This window comes from Micromonospora sp. NPDC002575 (assembly GCF_042889525.1).
GTDB classification, from domain to species: Bacteria; Actinomycetota; Actinomycetes; order Mycobacteriales; family Micromonosporaceae; genus Micromonospora; species Micromonospora carbonacea.
The window spans coordinates 193,541-218,390 of the sequence record NZ_JBIARA010000013.1 but is presented as its reverse complement, the minus strand read 5'-3'; the positions used below and the strand labels follow the sequence as shown (position 1 = coordinate 218,390).

The following is a 24,850-nucleotide window of genomic DNA, read 5'->3' as shown; positions in this document are numbered from 1 at the left end:
ACGTGTACGGTCCGGCCATGAGCAGCGGTGGGGGTGACGGCGGTGGCACGGGTGCCGGCGCGTCCCGTGGGGGTGCCGGGGTGACGCTGTTGGCGGAGGCGATCAGGGCCGACGGGGTGACGGCCCTGCGCCACGCCGTCACCGCCGCGGCCGGCGCGGCGGGGCTGGCCGACGTCGCCCTGGAGGACTTCGTGTTGGCGGTGCACGAGCTGGTGACCAACGTCGTGCGGCACGGCGGGGGCAGCGGCCGGCTGCGGCTGCGGCGCGACGGCGACCTGCTGACCTGCGAGATCAGCGACGACGGCCCCGGCCTCGGCGACGTACGCGTCGCCCTGCCCGCGCCCCACGAGGTCGGCCACCGTGGCCTGTGGCTGGCCCAGCAGCTCACCGACGGCCTGGAGATCCGGGCCGACGGACGCGGCACCACCGCCTGGGTCAGCGCCCGCCTGCCAGCACCGGCGGCCGACCGCGGCTGACGACCCGCCGGCCGCCCCCGATGCGGCTTGGGTGGCCTTCCGGGCATACTTGCGCGGGTTTGGTGTCGCTGCCGGGCGGGCGGGCCGTCCGGTTGGTCGCGCTTCGGGGGGTTGCGATGGTCGAGCGGTCGGGGGCACGGCACGGCGGCGCGACACCCCCTACGCCTCCCGGCCCGGTGGCCGATCCCGGGCTGCGGCAACTGCTGGCCGGCCTGACCGCGGTCCGCGACGGGGACTTCGGCACCCGGCTGCCGGAGGACGGCGACGGCCTGCTCGGCGAGATCGCCACCGTCTTCAACGGCATGGTCGACCAGTTGTCGCTGTTCACCTCCGAGGTGACCCGGGTCGCCCGCGAGGTGGGCACCGAGGGGCAGCTCGGCGGGCAGGCCGAGGTGCCGGGCGTCTCGGGCACCTGGAAGGACCTCACGGACTCCGTCAACGCCATGGCCGGCAACCTCACCGACCAGGTCCGCGACATCGCCGAGGTGGCGACGGCGGTGGCGCGGGGCGACCTGTCGCAGAAGATCACCGTGGACGTGCGCGGCGAGATCCTGGAGCTGAAGGTCACCATCAACACGATGGTGGACCAGTTGTCGTCGTTCGCCGACGAGGTGACGCGGGTGGCCCGGGAGGTCGGCAGTGAGGGCCGCCTCGGCGGGCAGGCCGAGGTGCCCGGGGTGGCCGGCACCTGGCGGGACCTGACCGACTCGGTGAACTTCATGGCCGGCAACCTGACCAGCCAGGTCCGCAACATCGCGCAGGTGACCACGGCGGTGGCGCGGGGCGACCTGTCGCAGAAGATCACCGTGGACGCCCGGGGCGAGATCCTGGAGCTCAAGAGCACCATCAACACGATGGTGGACCAGTTGTCGTCGTTCGCCGACGAGGTGACCCGGGTGGCCCGGGAGGTCGGCACCGACGGCCGCCTCGGCGGCCAGGCGCAGGTCAGCGGCGTCGCCGGCACCTGGCGGGATCTGACGGACTCCGTCAACTCGATGGCCGGCAACCTCACCGACCAGGTCCGCAGCATCGCCCAGGTGGCGACGGCGGTGGCGCGCGGCGACCTGTCGCAGAAGATCACCGTCACGGCGCACGGCGAGATCCTGGAGCTGAAGAGCACCATCAACACGATGGTGGACCAGTTGTCGTCGTTCGCCGACGAGGTGACCCGGGTGGCCCGGGAGGTCGGCACCGAGGGCCGCCTCGGCGGGCAGGCCGACGTCAAGGGGGTCTCCGGCACCTGGAAGGACCTCACCGAGTCGGTGAACGTCATGGCCGACAACCTCACCGCCCAGGTGCGCAGCATCGCCGAGGTCACCACGGCCGTGGCCAAGGGCGACCTGACGCAGAAGATCCGGGTCGACGCCCGGGGCGAGATCCTGGCCCTGAAGGAGACCATCAACACGATGGTCGACCAGCTCTCCGCGTTCGCCGACGAGGTGACCCGGGTGGCCCGGGAGGTGGGCACGGAGGGTCGGCTCGGCGGGCAGGCCCGGGTGTCCAACGTCGGCGGCACCTGGAAGGACCTCACCGACAACGTCAACGAGATGGCCAACAACCTCACCAACCAGGTGCGCTCGATCGCGCTGGTGGCCACGGCCGTCGCGCAGGGCGACCTCAGCCGCAAGATCACGGTGGAGGCGAAGGGCGAGGTCGCCGTGCTCGCCCAGACCATCAACACGATGGTCGACACCCTCGGCGCGTTCGCCGACGAGGTGACCCGGGTGGCCCGGGAGGTGGGCACGGAGGGCCGGCTCGGCGGGCAGGCCCGGGTGCCCAACGTGGCCGGCACCTGGAAGGACCTCACCGACAACGTCAACTCGATGGCCAACAACCTCACCGGCCAGGTCCGCAACATCGCCCAGGTGACCACGGCCGTGGCCCAGGGCGACCTGACCCGCAAGATCGACGTGGACGCCCGGGGCGAGATCCTGGAGCTGAAGACGACCATCAACACGATGGTCGACCAGCTCTCGTCGTTCGCGGCCGAGGTGACCCGGGTGGCCCGGGAGGTCGGCAGCGAGGGCCGGCTCGGCGGCCAGGCCGAGGTCGAGGGCGTCTCTGGCACCTGGAAGCGGCTCACCGAGAACGTCAACGAGCTGGCCGGCAACCTCACCCGGCAGGTCCGCGCCATCGCCGAGGTGACCAGCGCGGTGGCCACCGGCGACCTGACCCGCTCGATCACCGTCGACGCCTCCGGCGAGGTGGCCGAGCTGAAGGACAACATCAACTCCATGGTGGAGTCGCTGCGCGAGACCACCCGGATGAACCAGGAGCAGGACTGGCTCAAGACCAACCTGGCCCGGATCTCCGGCCTCATGCAGGGCCACCGGGACCTGGAGGTCGTCGCCGGGCTGGTGATGGACGAGCTGGCCCCGCTGGTCTCCGCCCAGCTCGGCACGTTCCTGCTGGTCGAGGACGGCGCCGGGGAACCCATTCTGCGGGTGGTCGGTGGGTACGGCCACCGCGCCTCCGGCCGCCGGTTCACCCTCGGCGACTCCCTCGTCGGGCAGGCCGCCGCGAGCCGGCGGGCCATCGTGGTCGACGCCGTCCCGGCGGACTACGTCACCGTCTCCTCCAGCCTCGGCGCGGCGGTGCCCCGGCACCTGGTGGTGCTGCCGATCCCGTTCGAGGACCAGGTCCTCGGCGTGATCGAGCTGGCCAGCATGAGCCGGTTCACCGAGACGCACCGCAACTTCCTCGACCAGCTGATGGAGACCATCGGCGTCAACGTCAACACCATCGTCGCCAACGCCCGCACCGACGTGCTGCTCACCGAGTCCCAGCGGCTCGCCGCCGAGCTGCGGGCCCGTTCCGAGGAGTTGCAGGCCCGCTCCGAGGAGCTCCAGCGCTCCAACGCCGAGCTGGAGGACAAGGCGGCGCTGCTGGCCCGGCAAAACCACGACATCGAGACCAAGAACTCGGAGATCGAGCAGGCCCGCCAGGAGCTGGAGGCCCGCGCCCAGCAGCTCGCGCTTGCCTCGAAGTACAAGTCGGAGTTCCTCGCCAACATGAGCCACGAGCTGCGTACGCCGCTGAACTCGCTGCTCATCCTGGCGCAGTTGCTGGCGCAGAACCCGAACCGCAACCTCACCGCCAAGCAGGTCGAGTACGCCACCGTCATCCACTCCGCCGGCACCGACCTGCTCCAGCTCATCAACGACATCCTCGACCTGTCCAAGGTCGAGGCCGGGAAGATGGACGTCAACCCGGAGACGTTCGCGCTGAGCGAGCTGCGCGACTACGTCGACGCGACGTTCCGGCCGCTGACCACCCCGCGTGGCCTGGAGCTGGACATCAGCACCGGCCCGGACGTGCCGCAGTGGCTGCACACCGACGAGCAGCGGCTGCGGCAGGTGCTGCGCAACCTCGTCTCCAACGCGGTCAAGTTCACCGAGCAGGGCCGGGTGCAGCTGCGTATCGAGCGGGCCCGCCCCGACGAGCTGCCGGAGGGGCTCACGCCGGGGGAGACCGTGCTGGCGTTCCGGGTCGTCGACACCGGCATCGGCATCGCCGAGCAGCACCTCACCGCCATCTTCGACGCGTTCCAGCAGGCCGACGGCACCACCAGCCGCCGCTACGGCGGCACCGGGCTGGGCCTGTCGATCAGCCGGGAGATCGCCCACCTGCTCGGCGGCCGGATCACCGCGCGCAGCGTCCTCGGCCGGGGCAGCACCTTCACCCTCTACCTGCCGGCCACGCTCACCGGCCCGGTCGCCCCCGCGTCCCCGGCCGCGCCGGCCGCCGCGTCCCCCGCCGTCCTCGCCGGCCGCCCGGGGCTCGACCTGGCGACCGGGCCGCACCCGGTCCCGGCGCCGGCCGGGGAGCCCCCGGCCGGTCCAAGGCGGGTCCTCGTCCTCGAACACCACGACAAGGGGCTGCTGACCATGCTGGTCCACGGCGTGACGGCCGGGCTGGCCGGCCCGCCGGTCGAGGTCGCCACCGCGGTGGACGCCCCGGCCGCGCTGGAGGCCGTGGCCGGGCACCGGCACGACTGCCTGGTCGTCCACCTCGACCTGCCCGACGACAGTGGGGCGGTGTTCCTGCGGGCGCTGCATGACGCGCCCGCGCACCGGGGCGTGCCCGTGCTGGCCTATCACGCGCGCCCGCTCGGGGCCGGCCAGGAGGCGCTGCTGCGGGCGGTGGCCGGCGACCGTCCCCTGGAGATCCTCGGCAGCCTGGACGACCTGCGGGAGCGGATCGCCCTGCACCTGTCGGCGGACGCCACCGGGCACGTGGTGCCACTCGCCCGGCCCCTGCCCCCGGCCGGCGCGCCCGGTCAGGGCTTCGGCGTCGGTCTCGCCGGCCGCAAGGTGCTGGTGGTCGACGACGACGCCCGCAACGTCTTCGCCCTGACCAACATCCTGGAGCTGCACGGGCTCGACGTGGTCTACGCCGAGAACGGCCGCAAGGGCATCGAGACGCTGATGCGCCACGACGACATCGACCTCGTGCTGATGGACGTGATGATGCCCGAGATGGACGGGTACGCCGCCACCGCCGCGATCCGCGCCATGCCGCGCTACGCGGACCTGCCGATCATCGCGGTCACCGCCAAGGCGATGCGTGGCGACCGGGAGAAGAGCATCACCTCCGGCGCCAGCGACTACGTCACCAAGCCGGTGGACGCCGAGGACCTGCTGCACTGCATCCACCGCTGGCTCGACGGCTGACCGGGGCCGGCGGCGCGGGCACAATGCCGGGGTGAGCGAGCGACGGGTGAGCCTCGACGACCTGGGCGCGTGGCTGGTCAAGGGCAACGCCGACCGGGTCGACCTCGCGGCCCGGTTCCGGCGCGACCCCCGGGTCGAGAGCTGGTGCGTACGCCCCGGCTACCGGGCCCGGCTGATGCGCCCCGGTCAGCCGGTGGTGCTGTGGGCCAGCGGCAGCCGGGGCCGACTGCCGTACGGGGTCTGGGGCGTCGGCCGGATCGCCGCCGCGCCGGCCGTCGACCGCGACGGGGGATGGTCCGTGCCGCTGGACCTGACCGTCCTCGACGAACCGGACCGGGTGCCCCGGCAGCGGCTGCGCGCCGATGCTCGGCTGGGCGGGCTGGAGGTGCTCCGCCAGCCACAGGCGGCCAACCCGTCGTACCTCACGGTCGCCCAGTTCGCCGCGCTCCGCGACCACCTTCCGCCCGGCTGAACTCACGCGCTGTCAGTCGGGTATCGGACGCGTGACGAAGTCGCAGGGGGGTTACGGCGTGGCTACCATGTGTCGACGCCTTCCGAGCAGAGAGGTCGTCCCGCGTGCGCTGTCCCGCTGTCCGCTCCGTCCCGGCCGTGGTGCCCGTGGCGTCGCGGCGTGTCGGGGCCCCGCCGGCTCCCGGGCTGACCCGGCTGTGGTGGCGGGCCGGGCTGCTGCTGTCGGCGGTGGGCGCGGGCGTCGTCGCGGCGGTCCTGTTCTCCGGCCCGGAGGCGGCGCGCGCGGATTCGGGGCCGCCCCGTTCCGCCGACCGGCTCGCCGGCGGCCGCGCACCCGGTGAGGCCGAGCCACCGCGTCTCGCCTCACCCGACCGATCGCGTCTCGCATCGCCCGACGGGTCGCGCCTCGATTCGCCCGTGCGGGATCCCGCGCGGCCCGGCCGGGGGCGTCCCGACCCGACCGGCCCGGTGCGGGGGGTGATCCGGCCGGCCCCGCCGCCCCCGGACGACTCCGCCCCCGGCCCGTCTGAGCCTGGCCCGCCGGAGCCTGGCCCGCCGGAGCCTGGCCCGCCGGAGCCCGGCCCGGCCGATCCCGGCTCGGCCGATCCCGGGCCGACCCGGCCGGCCGGGCCGACCAAGCCGGCCGATCCCGGGCCACCCGGTCCGGCCGAGCCGGGGACGGCGTCGGGCCGGCCCGACGCCGGCGACCCTGTTCCCGGCGGCGGGCCGGCGGATCCGGCCACGTCGCCCGCGCCGGCCGACCCGGCCGCGCCGGACGGCGCGCCGCAGCACCCCGCGGTCCCGCCCACCGACCCGCCCGCGGCACCGTCCGTGGACCTGGGGCGGGGCGGGGGCGGACGGCTCACGCACTGCCTGCCGGACGTCGTCGGCGGCCTGACGAGATCCCTGAGCGCCCTGCTCGCCTCGGCCCTCGCCGCGATCGACCAGCATCTCCTGGCCCCGATCCTGGGCCTGGTGGGCAACCTGCTTCCACCGGTGCTGCCGATGGTGCCCCTGGTCCCCGCCGATCCCGCCGAGCCGTCGCCGTCGGCGCCGCTGCGCGCGGTGCCGGCGCCCTGGAGCGGGCCGCTCGACGCGGTGGGCGCCCCGGCGGCGCGTCCCGGCGACGTGGCACCGCCCGCGGGTGCGCCCGGGCTGTCCGGCGTCGCGGCCGAGGCCCCTGCCGGGATGCTCCTGGCGGCGCGGCCCGCCGGCTCGGCCGCTTCGCCGTCCGGCTCCGTCCGGGCGGTGCCGGAGCCGGCCCCGGCCGGGGGTCCGAGCCGACCCGTGTCGCCCGCCGACGACCGCGCCGACGACGCGCGCACCGGCTCCGGGCCCACGCCGGCCGCGGCGAACGCCCCGCGCTTGCCCGTGAGCGCCGGCGGCCGGCACGGCACCGCTCTCCCGCCGGCCTCGGCCCACAGCCGGGCCCCGGGAGTCGCCGCCCGCCCCGGCTGAGTCTCGGCAGGGCCCGTCCCACGGTCGCCGGCCTCGTGCCGTGCCGCGCCGTCGACGTGGCCGTACGGGGCCTGCGGGCGTCCACCAGGGACCGCCGCGGGCCGACGCCGCCCGTTCCGCGCGCACCGACCCCGCCCCGCCCGCAAAGAGCCGGCGTGGCCGGGGAGCGGCGTGCCGCGTACCCGAGATCGGAGATCCGTGGTGATCCACGTCGTCGTGGCCGAGGACATGGGACTGCTGCGCAGCGCGCTGTGCGCCGCGCTGTCGAGCGAGGAGGACATCGAGGTGATCGCCGACGCCGCCACCGTCGGCGACCTGTGGCCGGTGCTGCGCCGGGAACGCCCCGGCGTGCTGGTGCTGGACCTGAAACCGGAGCTGCCCGAGTCGGCGGAGGTGGTGGCCAAGGTGGTCGCCGAGGCGCCGGGGACGGCCGTGCTGGCGATGAGCCACCGGTGGAGCCCGCCGCTGGTCGAGGCGGCCCTGGCGGCCGGGGCGCGCGGGCTGGTCAGCAAGGACGTCGCGCTGCCGGAGCTGGTCCGCGCCGTCCGCACCACCGCCGCCGGGGAGCGGGTGATCGACCCGTCCGCCGCCGTCGCCGTGCTCAGCCCGCCGGTGAACCCGCTGACCCGGCGGGAGCGGGAGGTGCTGCGGGAGGCCGCCGAGGGCGTACCGCTGAAGGAGATCGCCCGCCGGCTCTTCCTGGCCCACGGGACGGTGCGCAACCACCTGTCGGCGATCCTGCACAAGACGGGGGCCCGCAACCGGATGGAGGCGGTCCGCCGGGCGCAACGGGAGGGATGGTTGTGACCGCCCCGGACGGGGTACCGACGGTGCGATCCGGCACCCCGTTCGCTCGTCGAGCGATGCATCGTTATTCGTGTTTGAATGTTCACGATCTGTGATGCGCCGAGACGCCTGGGAGAGGTCCAACGTGATCCGTACCCTGCTCGCCCTGGACGGTGCCCTCGTCCGGGGCGCGTTGTCGCTCGTCCTCGCAGCCGAGGAGGACATCCACGTGGTGGCGGAGGTGGGCCGCGGCGACGCGGTCGACCAGGCCGTCCGCGCCGGCCGGCCGGACGTCGCCGTGGTGGATTTCGATCTGATCAACGAGGGCCCGGTGGCGGTGGACCCGGCCGCGGCACAGCCGTGCCCGCTGCTGGTGCTCGCCGACCCGCGCCGCGCCCGGGGCCTGCACGAGGTCTTCGCCCCGGGGCGCACCGTCGGCATCCTCGCCAGCGACGTGTCGCCGCAGCGGGTGGTCGACGGGGTGCGCCGCCTCGCCCGCCGGGAGTCGGTGGTCGACGCCGAGCTCGTGATGGCGGCGCTCGCCGCCGACTGCCCGCTGACCGCCCGGGAGACCGAGGTGCTGCGGCTGACCGCCGCGGGCGCCCCGGTCGCCGAGGTGGCCGGGTCGCTGCGGCTGTCCTGCGGCACCGTCCGGAACCACCTCGGGCGGATCGCCCGCAAGACCGGGGCCCGCACGCGGATCGAGGCCGTCCGGTTCGCCCGCGAGTCCGGCTGGATCTGAGGCCCGCCCGGCCGGTCGGCGGCAGCCCGGGGCGGTCAGCCCCGGGCGGCGGCGGCCGGCCGGTCGTCCCAGTGGCCGACGAGTTCCCGGTACGTCGCCGACCGGTTCAGCAGCTCCTCGTGGGTGCCGATCACCGGCCGCGCGCCGTCGAGCACCAGCGCCCGCCGGGCCCGCACGGCCGAGCTGATCCGGTGGGCGATCACCACCAGCGTGCCGGGGCGTCGGGCGAATGCCTCTTCGACCCGCGCCTCGGCCGCCGGGTCCAGGTGGCAGGTCGCCTCGTCGAGCAGCACCAGCGGGGCGGGGGAGAGGTACGCCCGCACCGCGGCGATCAGCTGCCGTTCGCCGGCCGAGAGCGCCGCCGGCTCCACCTCCCCGGCCAGCCCGCCGAGCCGGGCGGCGAGCGGGCCCGCGCCGAGGGCGTCGAGGGCCGCCGTGACCGTGGCGTCGTCGGCGTCCGGCCGCAGGTAGCGCAGGTTGTCGGCGAGCGGGCCCGTGAAGACGTACGCCTCCTGGGGCACCAGCACCCGCAGCCGCGCCAGCGTCTGCGGCGGGGCGTCGGCGACCGGGACCCCGCCGAGGCGTACGGTGCCGGCCTGCGGCGCGAGCAGCCCGGACAGCAGGGCGGCCAGGGTCGACTTGCCCGCCCCGCTCGGCCCGACCACGGCGAGGTGCTCCCCGGCGGCCAGCGCCACGGTGGCGTCCCGGAGGACCGGCCGCGCCGCGACGCCGTACCGGAAGGTCAGGCCCTGGGCGCAGACTGCGGGCGGCCCGTCGCCGGGCGGGGCGGCTTCGGCGTCGGGCCGCCCCACGGGCGTCTCGCCCGGCTCGTCGGGGCAGGTCCGCAGGATGCGGTCGAGGGTGACCACGTAGCGCAGGCCGCCGCCCCCGACGCCCTGCACCAGGGCGTGCAGGGCGGGTTGGAGGCCGGTGGAGACGTACACCAGCGCGCCGAGCACCGCCCCCGCGGTGAGGCCCCGGTCGACCAGCCAGGGCGCGGCGAGCAGCAGCACCGCCAGTGGCAGCCAGCCGCCGAGGCCGAGGCTGAGGCTGCGCACGGCGGACATCCGGGCCAGCGTCCGCTCGGCGGCGGCCTGGTCGGCCACCCGCGCGCCCACGTCGGCGACGACCCGCCCGGCCGCGCCGCAGGCCCGCACGTCCCGGTGCCCGGCCAGCGCGGCGGAGGCGGCCCGGCCCAGCTCCTCCCCGGCGCGCACGTAGCGGCGCTGCTGCCCCGCCATGGCCGGGAGCGCGGCGAGGAACACGGCCAGCCCCGCGACGAGGGGCGCGCCCACCAGCGCCGCGACCACCGGGTCGAGGGCGAGCAGCCCGATCAGGGCCGCGCCCGCGGCGAACAGGAACCCCCGGGTCACCATGAGCAGGCCGGCGAAGGTGTCGCGGACCAGCTCCACCTGGTGGGTCAGCCGGGCCGCGGCGGCGCTGTCCGGGCGTCCGCCGGGCCGGGTCGCGTCGTGCAGGGCGGCCCGGACCACCCGGGCGGCCAGGTCGTCGCGGAACGGTTCGACCACCGCGCCGAGGCTGCGGTACGTCCGGCCGGTCGCCACCGCCCCCACGAGCACCGCCGCGCCCAGCGCCGCCAGCCAGCCGAGCCCCGCGCCGAGCCGCCCGGCCAGGAAGCCCCCGTCGACGGCCCGCGCCACCAGCGCGCCCGACAGCAACGCCGGCAGGGCCTCCACGGCCGACCAGCCGGCCAGCCGCGCCACGGCGGCGCGCCGGGCGCGCAGCGCCGCCCACGTCGCCCGCCCCACCCCGGGCGTGCCCGCGTCGGGGCCGCCCCGGGCGCTCACCCGGCCTCCCCGCCGGCGTGGAAGACCGCCCGGTAGGCCGGGTCCGCCCAGAGCCGGGAGTGCGGGGCCACGGCGAGCAGCCGGCCGCCGTCGAGCCACACCACCAGGTCGGCCGCCGCCGCGGTGGCGGCCCGGTGGGTGACCACGAGGCGGGTACGCCCGCCCGCCCGCCCCGTCACCGCCCGCGAGATCCGGTGCTCGGTGACGGTGTCCAGGCTGGACGTGGCGTCGTCGAGGATCAGCAGCCGCCGCGCCCCGGCGAACGCCCGGGCCAGCCCGAGGCGCTGCGCCTCGCCGCCGGAGAACGGCGCGTCGGCCAGCGGGGTGCGGAAGCCCTGCGGCAGCCGGGCGACGACGTCGTCCACGGCCGCCGCCTCGGCGGCCCGCCGCACGGCGATCGTCGCGGGGGAGCCGTCGGCGGGGGGCGCGGCCTGCTGCGGGGGCAGCGCCAGGCCGATCGCGTCGTGCACGGTCGCGCCGACCAGGGCGGGGCGGTCGAAGGCGTACCCGACGGCGCGGCGCAGCTCGGCCGGGTCTAGCCGGGACAGCGGCACCCCGTCGAGCCGCACCTGCCCGGCGTCCGGGTCGTGCAGCCGGCCGGCGACGGCGGCGAGGGTGGACTTGCCGGCGCCGGAGGGGCCGACCACCGCCACCGTGACGCCGGCGGGGACGTCCAGGTCGAGGCCGTCGAGGACGGGCCTGCCGTCGTCGCCGTGCACACTCACGCCGTGCAGCCGCAGCGCACCGCCGCCCGGTGGCAGCGGGAGGTCGCCGTCGGCCGGCGCGGGCAGGGCCAGCAGTTCGGCGACCCGGGCGGCGCCGGAGCGGCTGCGCACGAGCCGGTTGAGGGTGGCCAGCACCGCGCCCAGCCCCGCGCCGGTCGCGGCGTAGCGGACCGCCGAGACGAGCTGACCGGGGGTGAGCCAGCCGGCCGTCAGGGCGTACCCGCCGACGGCGACCACGGCGAGTTGCAGCAGCGGCGCGACGGCGGCCGTGCGGGCGCTGGCCCGGGCCAGCAGCTCCCAGCCGCGCCGGCCGTGCCCGCCCAGCTCCGGCAGGGCCGCGAGCACCCGGGCCTGCTCCCGCCGCCGGGTCCCGGCGGCGGCGATGGTCCGCGCGCCCGCTAGGGACTCCAGCAGCCGGCCGGCGATCCGGTTCAGGGCCTTCTGGTAGCCGGCGGTGGCCGCCGACGCGTCGGTGACGAACGCGCGCATCAGGCCGCCGAGCAGCAGGAGGCCGGCGAGCAGGGTGATCCCCAGCGCCGGCTCGATCAGGGTGAGCGCGACGACGCTTCCCAGCGGCGGCAGCAGCGCGATCGCGCCCAGCACGACGGTGTTGCCGGCCTGGCCGGCGTCGGCGGCCTGCCCGACCAGGCGGCCCACCAGGTCGCCGACCGGATACCGGCGGGCGGTGCGCACGTCGAGGGCGAACAGGTGCCGCAGCAGCCGGCCGCGCAGCCGGGCGGTGGCGCGGGCGGCGCCGTAGCCGGCGGCCAGGTCACCGAGGGTGTCGGTGGCGACGAGCACGGCGACCAGGGCGCAGACGGCCACCGGCCACCAGCGGCTTCCGCCGGTCAGGGCCGCGTCGACGGCGAGCCCGAGCGCCGCCGGCAGCAGCAGCTCGGCGACGGCGCCGACCAGGGTGACCCCGCCAAGCGCCCAGGCCCAGCCCCCGGCGTCGCGGGCGGCCTGCCGGAACGGCCCGTCGCCCCTGCGCATCGGCGCCTCCCCGGGAAACGGCGGGCGGCCCCGGGTGGACACGTCTGTCCACCCGGGGCGCCGCGGAACGGTCTGGGTCAGTTGCAGGTGGTGACGGAGAGGCCGCTGTCGCCGCAGAGCAGCAGGCTCGCGCTGGAGCCGCCGCCGGTGCGGTCGGCCGGGGACATCTCGAGGCCCTGCAGGTCGAGGAGCGCCATGTCGGATCAGTCCTTTCGGAGACGGTGCGGTGGATGGGGTCAGTTGCAGGTGGTGACGGAGAGGCCGCTGTCGCCGCAGAGCAGCAGGCTCGCCCTGGAGTCGCCGCTGGTGCGGTCGGCCGGGGCCAGCTCGAGGCCCTGGAGGTCCAGAAGTGCCATGTCGAATCACCTCCCCCCGTGGGGTAGCGGGTCGTGGTCGCCCCCGCCGCTGCGGGGGAGTTCGGGCGCGCCGGCCAGCGGCGCGAGGAAGGGCAGGGTCGCCGGCTCGTCGTGCCGCGCGCAGGCCAGCGCGAGCAGCACCCCGGCGGCGCCGGTGCCCAGGTCCATGGAGAGCCGCAGCAACTGCTCGCCGGGGAAGGCGGTCCCGCCGCCGTACGGCAGGGCGTGCCAGCCGAGCCGGCGCAGCTGCGCGTCCAGCTCGCGGCGGCTGTCCGCGTCGGGCAGCGTCGCCAGGTACGCGATGATCCCGGCCCGGCCGGCGAAGAGGCCGGACTGGGCGTAGAACGGGGACCGGGCGGCCCGGCGTGCCCCGGCGCTGGCCTCGGCGAAGCGCTCGTCGGCGCGGTGGCGCAGGTACTGGTCGAGGACCAGGCCGATGCCGACGCCGCCCTGCCCGAGGTACGGCATGGTGCGCCAGCCCTCGTTGACCTCCAGCGCCCCGTTCGGGCGCACCACGCACCGGCGCAGGTCCTGCCGCAGCGCGGTCGCGGCGTGTTCCAGCAGCGCCGGGTCGCCGGTCAGCTCGTGCATCCGCACCAGCAGCAGCGCCGCCCCGGTGCGCCCGCGCAGCAGTCCCGCGTACGGGTGCCGGCCGCCGCTGATGTCCGGGCCGGGGTCGTCGCCGAGCCGGTCGAGCACGGCGGCGGTGATCTCGTCGGCGGCGTCGCGCAGCGCGGTCTCGCCGGTGCGCCCGGCCAGCTCGGCGAGGTTCAGGGCGATGCCGGACAGCCCGTTGGCCAGGCTCAGGTCCAGCTCGGTCCAGGGTTGGCGCAGGCAGACGTCGAGCACGTCGAGGGCGTCGGCGCGGCGGCCCAGGTGCTCCAGCGCGTACGCCACCCCGTGCAGGCCGTCGTAGAAGCCGATCCGGGTGCCCGACGCGGGGGCGGTGGCCCGCCGCACGAGCCACTGTTCGTGCTCGGGGAACCGGCCCGCGCCGCTGACGGCGAGGGCGTGCAGCACCCCGGCCGCGCCGTGGGCGAGGTTGAGCCCGCCGCTGCGGAACTGCTCGATGTCGCCGGGGAAGAGCCGGTCGTCGCGCTGCGGCGTGGCGCTGGCGAGGATGGCGGTGGTGATCCGCCGGCGCGTGCCGGGCCAGTCGCCGGTCGCGTCGAAGGCGTCGCCGCCGCCCGCCTGGTCGCGGCTGGTCACGGTGTCCTCGTCGCTGCCGGCGTCCCCACCTCGGCGGGCGCCGGTGATCTCGGCGACCGCCTCGGCGAGCCAGTCGCGCGGCACCGGGAAGCTCTCGGCGACGACGTCGGCGAGGTGGGCGGCCTTGTCCGGGGCGAGCCGGACGAGCTGGGTCAGTGGCAGGAACAGCGCCAGGCGCAGGCAGGCCAGCGCGTACCGGTCGACGGCGGGGCCGGTCCGGTCGTTCGGCGCGGCGAACCCCTGGTTGCGCAGGCCGGGGCGGCGGTGCCCCTCGATCGGGGCGGCGACCTCGAAGTCGACCAGGGCCACCCGGCCGTCGGGGCGGACCATGATGTTGAACAGGTGCAGGTCGCCGTAGACGAGGCCGCGCTCGTGGATCGCCGCGACGACCGCCTCGACCTGGGTCAGGACGTCGCGCGCCCAGCGGGCGTACTCGGCCCGGTCGGCGGCGGTGGCGTCGGCGTCGATCAGCGGGTACTTCTCGACGACCACCTTGTTCAGCGACCGGCCCTCGACGAACTCCAGGGCCAGGAACCGGTGGTCGCCGATGGCGAACTCGTCGTGCACGGCGGGCACCTGGGGCAGGTCGGCGAGCCGGCGCAGCGCGGCGGCCTCCCGGGCCAGCCGGGCCACCGCGTCGACGCCGTCGGCGTCGAGGCCGGCGTGCGGGCGGGCCTCCTTGAGCACCACCTGGGCGTCGGTGCGCAGGTCCCGGCCCACGTACAGGCCGCCGCCGTTGGAGAAGTGGATGACCTTCTCGATCTTGTAGGGGACCTCGGTGGTGCTGGTGGCGTTGCGGGCGGCCAGGTGCGGGGCCAGGAAGTCCGGCAGGGTCACCCACTCCGGCAGGTGGAACACCGGGTCGCGGCGGTCGGGCACCAGCGCGCCGGAGGCGTCGGCGATGGCGGGGACGACCTGCCCGTCCGGGGAGAGGCAGTAGCGGCGGGCGAAGCCGCCGTAGCGCACGTGCACCGGCCCGGCGCCGTAGCGCAGGTCGCTGAGGATGTACGGCCCGGCCTCGCCGGCGAGCAGCGCGTCGAGCTCCTTGCAGGCCAGCTCCAGCTCGGCGGTGTCGTGCGGGTAGATGGTGACGAACTTGCCGCTGGCCGACCGTGACGCGTACTTCGAGTTGCGCAGCAGCAGGGTGCGCGGCCCGCGCAGGAACTTGAACGACAGCCCGCGCGGCACGCAGTAGTCCCACACCGCGTCGAGCACCCGCTCGGCGTTGTCGAGGGTGGCCGACACGTGGATCTTCCAGCCCTGCTGGGGCAGCGAGCCGCCGTCGGGGGCGTGGATCAGCCAGTCGTCGAGCGGCTCGCGACGCCAGCCGGCCGGCACGTCCCGCTCGGCGGCGGCGAACGCCGGCTGCGCGACGGCGCTGCCCGGCGAGTCGTAGAAGAGCCGGTCCGCGGCGCAGTAGTTGTCGTAGCGCTCGTCCACCGTGACCCCCTCCGCGATCTCGGCCGGTTCCGTTGCCCGGCGACGGATTCGAGTCTCGTGGACCGGACCCGCCCGCTCCCAGTGCAGTTAGTCATGACCATGGATGCGGGGCGCACGGCCCGCGATGACAAAAGTCACCAGCGACCCGTGCCGCCTCGAAAGAAAGAACCGGCCGACGCCGCGGGGGGCGTCGGCCGGTTCCGGGAGACCGCAGGCCGGTCAGTCGGTGGCGTGCCGCTGCGCCCGGTAGCGGGCGATCAGGGCGCGGGTCGACGAGTCCAGCCCGGACAGGTCGGCCTCGTCGCCGGTGAGCAGCGGCGCGAGCTGGTTGGCCATCACCTTGCCCAGCTCCACGCCCCACTGGTCGAACGGGTTGATGTCCCAGATCGCGCCCTCGGTGAACACGATGTGCTCGTAGAGCGCGATGAGCTGGCCGAGCACGGCCGGGGTCAGCTCGGCGGCGACGATCGAGGTGGTCGGGTGGTTGCCCGGCATCACCTTGTGCTCCGCCAGCTCCGCCGGGGTGCCCTCGGCCTCCACCTGCTCCCGGGTGCGCCCGAACGCCAGCGCGGCGGTCTGCGCGAAGAAGTTCGACATGAACAGGTCGTGCATGTCGCCCAGGTCGTGCCGGGGCCGGCTGAACCCGATGAAGTCCGCCGGCACCAGCCGGGTGCCCTGGTGGATGAGCTGGTAGAAGGCGTGCTGACCGTTCGTGCCGGGCTCGCCCCAGAAGATCTCCCCGGTGTCGTACGACACGCGCGTGCCGTCCAGCGTCACCGACTTGCCGTTGCTCTCCATCGTGAGCTGCTGCAGGTACGCCGGGAACCGGTGCAGGTACTGCGAGTACGGCAGCACCGCGTGGGTCTGCGCGCCCAGGAAGTTGGTGTACCACACGTTGAGCAGCCCGAGCAGCGCCGGCACGTTGCGCTCCACCGGCGTGGTGCGGAAGTGCTCGTCGACGGCGTGGTAGCCGGCCAGCAGCTCCCGGAACCGCGCCGGCCCGACCGCCAGCATCACCGACAGCCCGACGGCCGAGGGCAGCGAGTAGCGCCCGCCCACCCAGTCCCAGAAGCCGAACATGTTCGCCGGGTCGATGCCGAAGTCGCGTACCCGCTGCTCGTTGGTGCTCACCGCGACGAAGTGCCGGGCCACCGCCGAGGCGTCGCCGCCCAGGCCGACGAGCAGCCAGTCGCGGGCCTGCCGCGCGTTGGCCAGGGTCTCCTGCGTGGAGAACGTCTTCGACACCACCACGAACAGGGTGCTCGCCGGGTCCAGGTCGGCCGTCGCCTCGGCGATGTCGGTCGGGTCGATGTTGGAGACGAACCGGCAGGCGATGCCCGCGTCCCGGTACGCCTTCAGCGCCTCGTACGCCATCACCGGCCCCAGGTCGGAGCCGCCGATGCCGATGTTGACCACCGTGCGGATCCGCTCGCCGGTGTGCCCGACCCACTCGCCGGAGCGGACCCGGTCGGCGAACGCCGCCATCCGGTCCAGCACCGCGTGCACGTCGGCCACCACGTCCCGGCCGTCCACCGTCAGCGCCGCGCCCGCCGGGGCGCGCAGCGCCGTGTGCAGCACCGCCCGGTCCTCCGTGGTGTTGATGTGCGCCCCGGCGAACATGGCCGCGATCCGGTCGGTCAGCCGGGCCCGCCCCGCCAGGGCGGCGAGCAGGGCCAACGTCTCGTCGGTGACCAGGTTCTTGCTGTAGTCGACGTGCAGGTCCGCCAGCTCGCCGGCCAGCCGCTCACCGCGGTCCGGGTCGGCGGCGAACAGGTCGCGCAGGTGCGCGTCCCGCAGCTTCTCCGCGTGCGCCGCCAACGCCCGCCACTCGTCGGTGGTGGTGATCTCCTCGGCCATTCCGGCTCTCCTCCCGCACCTGCTCAAAACCGTCGCGCGGCCGTAACCGTACTGCGTGCGCCCGGCCGCCCGGGCCAGCCTGCCACCAGCCGGGACGTGTCGCACCCCCGGCGCGCACCGCCGCCGTGCGTCCGGCCCGGCGGCGAACCTGTCGTACCCCCGGGGCATGATCTTTCCCAGGACGGGCGCCGCGGGGCCCGGTTCGGGCGGGCCACCGTGCTCCGCCATTCCCCAGTCGTCGTGCGCCGGCCCACCGCCGGCGCTCCAGTCGGCGCGCCCGCGGGCGCACCGGGTACGGAGGTCGCAGTGCCCCAGACGCAGCACGCACCGTGGGAGCGGCGCAGCCTCGCGCCGGTGCTGCCCGCGGTGCGTCCCCGCAAGCTGGCGAAGGTCCCCTTCGTCGAGCTGGCGGACGGCCGGTTGCAGGGGGTGGTGTCCAGCGGCTCCGACATCGAGCGGGTCTACGTCTCCTCGATCGCCGCCGGCAGCCACGCCTTCCACTGCTCCACCAACAACAACCGGCCCTGCGGCGGCCTGCGCGGCGCGCCCTGCAAGCACCTGCACGCCCTGCTCGACGAGGCCGTCCTGCAGTACGGCGTCGGGCGCGTCGGCCGCTACCTGCGCGTCGACGTGCCCGACGGGGCGCAGACCGGCGGCGACCTGCTCCGGGCGCTGCACGGCCACCACGAGCCCACCCCGGCGGCGGTCGTGTTCAGCCGGTTCCTGCGCCACCTGGCCTACCTGGAGCTGCCGGCGGCCGACGGGCCGCTGCCCGAGCTGCACTGGTTCCCGGCGACCGGGGCGGGCCGCTGATGCGCGGGGCCCAGCTCACCGCGCTGGTCGACGCCGCGCCGGCCGGCGTCGACGCGGCTCTCGACGTGGTCGCCGGCCTCGACGACGCCCTGGTCGCCGGCCTGGCCCGCCCCGGCGAGGCGCAGCTCGCCGCGCTCGGCGACCTCGCCGACGCCCTGGCGGTCACCCCGCTGGGCGGCCGGGTCGCCGAGGCGGTCGCGAAGGTCACCACCGGGGCGCCCGCCGCCGAGCACCTCGCCGCCCTGGCCGGGGCCCGCACCGCCCTGCTCGGCGCGGCCCACGACGCCCTGCTCGCCGCCGCCGACGCCGCGCTCGGCCGGGAGCGCGCAACGCTGCCCGCCCCGGCGGCCGGGCCGCCGCCGGCCGGGGCCGCCGGCCCGCTGTCCGCGGCCCGGTCCTGGCTGGCCGAGTTGGCCATCACCGGCTGGCGCGGGGTCGGCCACGACCTGGTGGCGGCCGGAGGCCGGCCGGTCGAGGCGACCCTGGCCGTCGCGCCGCTGCGCCGGCTCGCCGTGCTCCTCGACGGCCTGGCCGGCGAGCTGGCCGCGTCCTGTCCGGTGGCCACCATGCCGGCGGTGCCGGCCCGGCGGTGGGCCGACCTGTGGGCCCGCGCCGTGCTGCTCGCCCAGGACGACGCGGGCGTGGCCGACCCGGCCGGCGTCGAGCGGGTCTCCGGGCGGTTGCTGGTGCTCGGCGTCGACGTGCACGAGCACGCCACCGCCGTCCAGGTGCAGGTGCACGGCGTCCTCGAACCGTCCGGCGGCGCACCGGCGCGGCTGGTCCGCACCGCCGTCGCCGCGACGAAGGTCGACACGATCGTCGGCCCGGCGCTGTGGCGGCTGCTCGCCGACCACCCGGTCCTGCTGGCCGCGCTGGCCGAGCGCCGCACCCTGGAGGTGACCGACCTGCCGTTGGCCGGCGGCGACCTGTGGTGGCGCGACGGGCAGGCCCGCGCCGGCGAGCCGGCCGACCCGTTCGCCACCGCCCGCGTGCTGCTGCCCGCCGCGCTGGCCGCGCCGACGCCGCCGCTGGACCGGCACCCCGTGGCCGTCGCCGAGCCGGTGCTGCTGGAGGGGTACGCGGTCGACCGCAGCGGCGACGACGTCCGGTTCACCGTCGACGGGGCGAGCATCGCGGTCGACGTCGGCCGGCTGCCGACCTGCGGCCCGCTCACCCCCGCCCTGGTCGCCGCCTCGACGGCCTGCCTGGGCCTGCTGCGCTGGGACGCCGGCCGGTGGACGGTGCAGCCGCTGGCCGTGCAGAGCACCGTCAAGCGGGCGAGCGTCGCCGCGCACACCGGCGACTGGGCGCAGGGCCCCACCGACGCGAAGGCCGCCAAGGCCGAGGCGAGGGCCGGCGACTCCGTCGCCGTGCTGCGGGAACGCGCGGGACGGCTGCTGCGCCGATGACCGCGAACCCCGACGCCCCGCTCGGCGCGCCCGTGAACCGCGACGCGAACCGCCGGCAGGTGCTCTACTGGCGGCTGCTGGCCCGGCTCTTCGACCCCGAGGAGCAGCCGGCGCTGGAGGCGGCGAGCGTCGCCGTCGTCGACGACCTCGGCCTGCCAGCCGCGCTGCTGGACCCGTCGGTCTCCGTCGACACCGTCGTGCAGCGCTTCCCCGACCTGGCCGGCGAGCTGACCGGCCTGCTCACCCCGCCCGAGGCGGAACGGCCGGCGGGCGACGATCCGCCGGCCGGGGCAGCGGAGGTGCGCCGGGCCGCGCTGGTGTCGAAGCTGCTGCTCAACGTGTTCGCCACCGGCGGCGGCAGCGTCAGCGCCACCCAGCTCGCCCGGTGGCAGTCCGACGCCGGCTGGTTCGAGCGGGCGCTGGGCTGCGAGCCCGGCGAACTGCGCCGCCAGGCCGGCAACGGGCGCGACGGCGGCGGCCTCGGCGGGGTGCTGGCCGGGCTGGAGGGCGACCTGGTGCGCCGGATGCACCTGCGCGAGGTCCTCGCCGACCCGAAGCTGGCCGCGCGGCTCACCCCGAGCATGTCGCTGATCGAGCAGCTGCTGCGCGACAAGTCGAACCTGTCCGGGGTGGCGCTGGCCAACGCCAAGGCGCTGATCCGCCGGTACGTCGACGAGGTCGCCGAGGTGCTGCGCACCCAGGTCGAGCAGACCAGCGTCGGCGCGATCGACCGGTCGGTGCCGCCGAAGCGGGTGTTCCGCAACCTCGACCTGGACCGCACGATCTGGAAGAACCTCACCAACTGGAGCCCGGAGGACCAGCGCCTCTACGTCGACCGGCTCTTCTACCGGCAGACCGCCCGGCGCACCACCCCGGCCCGGCTGATCGTGGTCGTCGACCAGTCCGGCTCGATGGTCGACTCGATGGTCAACTGCACGATCCTGGCGTCCATCTTCGCCGGCCTGCCCAAGGTGGACGTGCACCTCATCGCGTACGACACCCGGGCGCTGGACCTGACCCCGTGGGTGCACGACCCGTTCGAGGTGCTGCTGCGCACCAAGCTCGGCGGCGGCAACGACGGCCCGGTGGCGATGGCCATGGCCCGGCCGAAGATCACCGAGCCGCGCAACACCGTGCTGGTCTGGATCTCCGACTTCTACGAGTTCGACCGCTCCCAGCCGCTGTTCGACGGCATCGAGGCGGTGCACCGCTCCGGGGTGAAGTTCATCCCGGTCGGCTCGGTCAACAGCTCCGGCACCCAGATCGTCAACCCCTGGTTCCGGCAGCGCTTCAAGGACCTGGGCACCCCGGTCATCTCCGGCCACATCCGCAAGCTCGTCTTCGAGCTGAAGAACTTCCTCACCTAGGAGACCCCTGACATGTCCGAGATGTTGCGCGCCCCCGCCGAGGTCACGTTCGCCGAGGAGCTGGCCTGGCTGGAGTCGGTCGACACCGACCCGAAGCCGTTCTCGTGGCGGCTGAGCCCCCGGATGGTGCGGCTGTTCGTCCTGGGCTCCGAGCGGGCCGACGGGCTCGACCGGGAGGTCGCCCAGAAGTGGTTCGGCGACCGCAGCTTCGTCGAACGCGCCATCGTCACCCTCGCCTCCGACCGGGGCCTGCTGCTCATCGGCGACCCGGGCACCGGCAAGAGCTGGCTCGCCGAGCTGCTCGCCGCCGCGATCTGCGGCAACTCCACCCTCGTCGTGCAGGGCACCGCCGGCACCACCGAGGACCACATCAAATACTCGTGGAACGTCTCCATGGTCATCGCCAGGGGGCAGTCCCGCGAGTCGATGATCCCGTCGCCGATCATGACCGCGATGGAACAGGGCGTCATCGGCCGCTTCGAGGAGCTGACCCGGTCCACCAGCGACGTGCAGGACGCCCTGATCTCCATCCTGTCCGAGAAGTACGTCGCCATCCCCGAGCTGGACGCCGACAACATCGTCTTCGCCAAGCCCGGCTTCTCGATCATCGCCACCGCCAACAGCCGCGACCGGGGCGTCAACGACCTCTCCTCGGCGCTGAAGCGGCGGTTCAACTTCGTCCGCATCCCCGTGGTGACCAACAAGCGCAGCGAGGCGGAGATCGTCCGCTTCCGCACCGAGGAACTGCTGCGCCGGCACCGCATCGAGCTGGACGTCCCGCCCACCCTGCTGGACATCCTGTTGCAGAGCTTCGCCGACCTGCGGGCCGCCGCCGCGTCCGCGACCAGCGACGACGAGAAGCTGGAGTCGGCGCTGTCCACCGCCGAGCAGATCGGCGTGCTGGAGGACGCGATCCTGCACAGCCAGTTCTTCGGCGACCGCACCCTGCGCGCCGAGACCCTCGCCGGCTCGCTGGTCGGCTCGCTGGCCCGGCGCAGCCCGGAGGACCTGGCGATCCTCAACAAATACCTGCACGGCGTGGTGGAGCCCCGGGCCAAGGCCGACGGCGGCCCGTGGGAGGGCTTCCTCGACGGCGGCCGCCACGCGATCGCCACCCTGTCGTGACCGGCCCGACGACCACTCCGCCCGGCGCGGCCCCCGGGGTGGACCCGCCCGGCGTCGTCGCGCCGGCCCCCGCCCGGGCACCCGACCGTCCCGGCGCGTTCGACGCGCTGCGCGACCAGCTCACCGACGCCGCCGCGGCCTTCGCCGGCAGCCCCGACGCGCTCGCCGAGATCCTCACCGGGATGATCGACGACGTCGACCGGGCGCTCGGCGAGCGGCTGGAGATATTCCCGGTCTGCCACCACTCGCCGGCCTCCGCGCTGGCGATGGCCCGCCGGCTGCGCGCCAAGCGGCCGAAGGTTATCTACCTGGAGCTGTGCGAGGACCTCCAACCCCTGCTGGGCGAGCTGCGCAACTGCCGCCTGCCGGTGGCCGTGCAGGCGTTCGCGTCGAAGGTCGACGGGTTCCCCGCCGACTGGGCGCCGCTCAGCGTCGTCGCTCCGATCACCGAGGCGTCGGCGGAATACCAGGCCATCGCGTACGCGCTGGAGACCCCCGGCGTGGAGCTGGTGCTGGTGGACCGCTCGGTCGACCACGTCTTCCAGTGGGCGCCCCGTGACCCGGCCGAGGGGCCGGCGGACGCCTCCGACGCCCCGGCGGCGGCCGAGGAGGAGGCCGCGCTGCACGGCGACGCCGTCGGCGTGGAGATCGGCGACCTGCGGCCCCGCTTCGCCGAGCTGGAGTCCTACCTGCTGCACCACGGCAAGGTCCGGCACTGGTCGGAGTGGTGGGACCAGTACGTCGAGCAGCCCCTCGTCGCCGCCGACCACGAGACGTACCGACAGGTGATGGTCCTCATCGGCAGCCTGTTCCGGCGGCTGCGCCCGGCCGACGCCGACCGCCTCGACCGCGACGCCGACCGCGAGCGCTACATGTGGACCCGGATGCGGCAGCACCTCGCCGCCTCCGGCGTCGACCCCGCCGACTGCCTCTACGTCTGCGGCGCGTTCCACGCCGCGAGCCCCGTCGCGCAGTTCGGCACCGGGCCCGACGCCGCGCCGTACGAGATCAGCCCGCGCACCGCCACCCGCTGGCTGTACGGGCTGATCCCGTCCAGCCACTCCGCCATCGAGGCGCAGTTCGGGCTGGCGTCCGGCTCGGTCTCCATCGCGGCGGCCACCTGGGCCAAGGCGGTCACCCGCTCCGGGGTGACCCCGTTCCGGCTGGCCGGGCAGGCCGGCGGCAGGCCGGCGAAGGGCCGGGCCCGCAGGGCCACCCCGGCCGAGGCCGCCGACGAGCCCGTGACTGATCGGCTGTCGGGGTTCCTCGCCCGCCCGCCGGTGCTCGACGCGCTCGACGAGGCGGAGCTGCGCGGCTGGTGCGTGGACATCGTCCGGCTGGCCCGCCGCAACGGCTACCTGGCCAGCACCGCCGACGCGATCGCCGTGTTCGAGACGTCGATCCTGCTCGCCGGGCTGCGCAACCGGGCCCGGCCCACCCCGTACGACTTCGCCGACGCGGCCGTGACCTGCATCGAGAAGGACGTGGTCCCGGGCCGGCGCGACGTGCGTCGGCTCTGCGAGATCCTGCTCGGCGGCGACCGGATCGGCCAGGTCGGGTACGACTCGCTCCCGCCGCTGGCCCGCGACGTGCTCGACCGGCTCGCCCCGCTCGGGCTCGACCTGGACAAGCGCACCATCCAGCGGGCCCTGCTGGACCTGACCGCCGACCCGGCCGTGGCCGGCTGCTCGGACCTGCTGTGGCGGCTGCGGCACCTGCTGCCCCGCGACGCCGTCCGCCCGATCATGGGGGAGCGCCGGCTCGGGGAACGGTCGACGCAGGAGAGCTGGGACCTCGCCCTCGGCCGGCACCAGCGCGCGCTGATCGAGCTGGGCTACGAGGGCGTCACCGTCGAGCAGGTCCTCGAGCAGCGGCTGCGGCGTCGGGCGTGGGGGCCCCGGGCCACCGCGGCCGTCGCCCTCGCGGCAGTCGAGGACGCGCTCCTGCTGCTCGACAGCCGCCGGCTCGTCGACGAGCTGGGTGCCCGGGCGGTGGAGCTGCTCGCGGCCGAGCGCACCGTCGACGAGGCCCCGGAGGTGCTGCGCCGCATCCGCCGGCTGCTGGCCCACTACCGGGCCACCGAGCCGACCCTGCCACCCTGGTGCGCCGCGTTCGTCACCACCGGGTACGCCCACTACTGCACGCTGCTGCCCACCGCGTTCGTCGACGTGGAGACCGGGGTGCGGCAGGTCGGCGCGATGCTCGGCTTCCTGTTCGGCATGGAGAGCCTCGCGCTGTCGTTGGGCTGCGACCGTACTCAGCTCGAACTGGCGGTGCGGCAGTCCCGGCCGGAGGCGCCGGCCCGGGTGGCGCTGCACTGGGCCGCCCAGCACCACCTCGGCCTGCTGCCCCTGGCGCAGCTGCGCGCCCGCAGCGCCGAGCTGTTGGACAACCCGCTGGTGGTGCCGGCCTTCCCGCAGTACCTCAGCGGGTTCGTGCAGGCCCTGGAGCCGGTCCCCGGGCTGACGCCGTTCGTCGTGGAGGTGCTGTCCACGGCGTTCGCCCGGCTGCCCGACCCGGTGCTGCTGCCCTGGCTGCCGACGTTGATCACCACGCTGCGCGCCCAGGCCGGCGAGCTGGTGCCGACCCTGGTCCGCGAGGCCGGCCGCACGTTCCCGGCGGCGCTGCCCGCCCTGGACGCCTGGGTGCCCCCGTGGACGCCCCGGCCGGCGGGCGGGTCGCCTGCGGACCATCCGCCGGGTCCCGGGGCGGTGCCTTCGGGGGCGGTGCCCCCGGGGTCGGTGGCGGTCGTGTCCGGCCCGGTGGTCGACCTGCTGGCGGGCCACCCGGCGACCTGCGACGCCGTGGCGGGCCTGCTCGGCTGCGCCGGCGACTGGGCCCTCGGCCCGGCCGTCACCGGCTCAGGTGGCCCTGGTCCGGGCGGCCTCGGGCGGGGCGGCCGTGGACCAGACGGCCCAGGGCTGGGCGGGACCGGGCCGGGTGGCCCCGGGGCGGGTGGCCCCGGTTCGGGCGGAACCGGTCCGGGCGGCCCCGGTTCGGGCGGGACCGGGGCGGGTGGCCCCGGTTCGGCGGTCGCCGTCGGGGCCGGTGGGCTGCTCACGGCGTACCCGGCCACCGCCGACGCGCTCGCGGCCCTGCTCGCTCCGCCGGCCTGACCACTCCGACCCGCTGACCCGTCCGC

16 protein-coding genes and 1 pseudogene are annotated in these 24,850 nt (G+C 75.8%); 11 read left to right on the top strand and 6 right to left on the bottom strand.

What is annotated here, in order from left to right; all coding sequences use genetic code 11:
- Positions 1-17 precede the first annotated feature (17 nt).
- The 6 genes from ACFYWL_RS20620 to ACFYWL_RS20595 all read left to right on the top strand — a co-directional run bounded on the left by ACFYWL_RS20620 (position 18) and on the right by ACFYWL_RS20595 (position 8,606).
- The gene (locus tag ACFYWL_RS20620; RefSeq protein ID WP_386974971.1) at positions 18-476 is read left to right on the top strand and encodes an ATP-binding protein; all 459 of its coding nucleotides are present in this window, start codon (positions 18-20) and stop codon (positions 474-476) included.
- A 176-nt stretch (positions 477-652) separates the two neighbouring features.
- The gene (locus ACFYWL_RS20615; protein WP_386974969.1) at positions 653-5,149 is read left to right on the top strand and encodes a HAMP domain-containing protein; all 4,497 of its coding nucleotides are present in this window, start codon (positions 653-655) and stop codon (positions 5,147-5,149) included.
- A 31-nt stretch (positions 5,150-5,180) separates the two neighbouring features.
- The gene (locus tag ACFYWL_RS20610) at positions 5,181-5,621 is read left to right on the top strand and encodes a hypothetical protein (RefSeq protein WP_386974967.1); all 441 of its coding nucleotides are present in this window, start codon (positions 5,181-5,183) and stop codon (positions 5,619-5,621) included.
- Positions 5,622-6,037: 416 nt separating this feature from the next.
- Positions 6,038-7,078, top strand: coding sequence for a hypothetical protein (locus tag ACFYWL_RS20605; RefSeq protein ID WP_386974965.1), 1,041 nt, complete (start codon positions 6,038-6,040; stop codon positions 7,076-7,078).
- A gap of 201 nt (positions 7,079-7,279) precedes the next feature.
- On the top strand, positions 7,280-7,885 hold the full coding sequence (locus ACFYWL_RS20600) for a LuxR C-terminal-related transcriptional regulator (protein WP_386974963.1): 606 nt from the start codon (positions 7,280-7,282) through the stop codon (positions 7,883-7,885).
- Between the two features lie 124 nt (positions 7,886-8,009).
- Positions 8,010-8,606, top strand: a complete 597-nt coding sequence (locus ACFYWL_RS20595) for a response regulator transcription factor (protein ID WP_386974961.1) — start codon at positions 8,010-8,012, stop codon at positions 8,604-8,606.
- A 35-nt stretch (positions 8,607-8,641) separates the two neighbouring features.
- Here the strand turns inward: ACFYWL_RS20595 and ACFYWL_RS20590 are convergent, their stop codons facing one another.
- The 6 genes from ACFYWL_RS20590 to pgi all read right to left on the bottom strand — a co-directional run bounded on the left by ACFYWL_RS20590 (position 8,642) and on the right by pgi (position 16,994).
- On the bottom strand, positions 8,642-10,414 hold the full coding sequence (locus tag ACFYWL_RS20590; RefSeq protein ID WP_386974959.1) for an ATP-binding cassette domain-containing protein: 1,773 nt from the start codon (positions 10,412-10,414) through the stop codon (positions 8,642-8,644).
- Positions 10,411-12,132 carry an ATP-binding cassette domain-containing protein gene (locus tag ACFYWL_RS20585; protein ID WP_386974957.1) on the bottom strand — a complete coding sequence of 574 codons (1,722 nt, stop codon included), beginning with the start codon at positions 12,130-12,132 and terminating at the stop codon, positions 10,411-10,413. Before ACFYWL_RS20585 ends, ACFYWL_RS20590 begins: the two co-directional genes overlap by 4 nt.
- 77 nt (positions 12,133-12,209) lie before the next feature.
- Entirely contained in the window at positions 12,210-12,329 is a 120-nt protein-coding gene (locus ACFYWL_RS20580) for a SapB/AmfS family lanthipeptide (RefSeq protein WP_386974955.1), read from the bottom strand.
- A gap of 39 nt (positions 12,330-12,368) precedes the next feature.
- Positions 12,369-12,488, bottom strand: coding sequence for a SapB/AmfS family lanthipeptide (locus ACFYWL_RS20575; protein WP_074476205.1), 120 nt, complete (start codon positions 12,486-12,488; stop codon positions 12,369-12,371).
- A gap of 6 nt (positions 12,489-12,494) precedes the next feature.
- Entirely contained in the window at positions 12,495-15,137 is a 2,643-nt protein-coding gene (gene lanKC / locus ACFYWL_RS20570; RefSeq protein WP_386974953.1) for a class III lanthionine synthetase LanKC, read from the bottom strand.
- A gap of 219 nt (positions 15,138-15,356) precedes the next feature.
- Positions 15,357-16,994: a glucose-6-phosphate isomerase gene (gene pgi, locus ACFYWL_RS20565; RefSeq protein ID WP_386974951.1), complete on the bottom strand. Its 1,638-nt coding sequence runs from the start codon at positions 16,992-16,994 to the stop codon at positions 15,357-15,359.
- Between the two features lie 306 nt (positions 16,995-17,300).
- Between pgi and ACFYWL_RS20560 the strand changes: the two genes are divergently transcribed.
- The 5 genes and pseudogenes from ACFYWL_RS20560 to ACFYWL_RS20540 form a co-directional block, all read left to right on the top strand.
- Positions 17,301-17,807: a hypothetical protein gene (locus ACFYWL_RS20560; RefSeq protein WP_386974949.1), complete on the top strand. Its 507-nt coding sequence runs from the start codon at positions 17,301-17,303 to the stop codon at positions 17,805-17,807.
- A complete protein-coding gene (locus ACFYWL_RS20555; protein ID WP_386974947.1) occupies positions 17,807-19,216 on the top strand; it encodes a hypothetical protein in 1,410 nt (469 codons plus the stop codon). The genes ACFYWL_RS20560 and ACFYWL_RS20555 overlap by 1 nt, the downstream gene beginning before the upstream one ends.
- Positions 19,213-20,583 (top strand): VWA domain-containing protein, encoded by a 1,371-nt coding sequence (locus ACFYWL_RS20550; protein ID WP_386974945.1) that lies wholly within the window; start codon positions 19,213-19,215, stop codon positions 20,581-20,583. Before ACFYWL_RS20555 ends, ACFYWL_RS20550 begins: the two co-directional genes overlap by 4 nt.
- A 12-nt stretch (positions 20,584-20,595) precedes the next feature.
- Entirely contained in the window at positions 20,596-21,708 is a 1,113-nt protein-coding gene (locus ACFYWL_RS20545; protein ID WP_386974943.1) for an AAA family ATPase, read from the top strand.
- A gap of 38 nt (positions 21,709-21,746) precedes the next feature.
- A pseudogene (locus tag ACFYWL_RS20540) lies at positions 21,747-24,545 on the top strand (hypothetical protein); the annotation flags it as partial.
- Positions 24,546-24,850 lie beyond the last annotated feature (305 nt).

Excerpts from the sequence above, each read along its gene's own strand:
- ACFYWL_RS20575 (WP_074476205.1), bottom strand. The coding sequence starts at position 12,488 with ATGGCACTTCTGGACCTCCAGGGCCTCGAGCTGGCCCCGGCCGACCGC.
- ACFYWL_RS20620 (WP_386974971.1), top strand. The coding sequence starts at position 18 with ATGAGCAGCGGTGGGGGTGACGGCGGTGGCACGGGTGCCGGCGCGTCC.
- pgi (WP_386974951.1), bottom strand. The coding sequence starts at position 16,994 with ATGGCCGAGGAGATCACCACCACCGACGAGTGGCGGGCGTTGGCGGCG.
- ACFYWL_RS20585 (WP_386974957.1), bottom strand. The coding sequence starts at position 12,132 with ATGCGCAGGGGCGACGGGCCGTTCCGGCAGGCCGCCCGCGACGCCGGG.
- ACFYWL_RS20545 (WP_386974943.1), top strand. The coding sequence starts at position 20,596 with ATGTCCGAGATGTTGCGCGCCCCCGCCGAGGTCACGTTCGCCGAGGAG.
- ACFYWL_RS20580 (WP_386974955.1), bottom strand. The coding sequence starts at position 12,329 with ATGGCGCTCCTCGACCTGCAGGGCCTCGAGATGTCCCCGGCCGACCGC.
- ACFYWL_RS20550 (WP_386974945.1), top strand. The coding sequence starts at position 19,213 with ATGACCGCGAACCCCGACGCCCCGCTCGGCGCGCCCGTGAACCGCGAC.
- ACFYWL_RS20555 (WP_386974947.1), top strand. The coding sequence starts at position 17,807 with ATGCGCGGGGCCCAGCTCACCGCGCTGGTCGACGCCGCGCCGGCCGGC.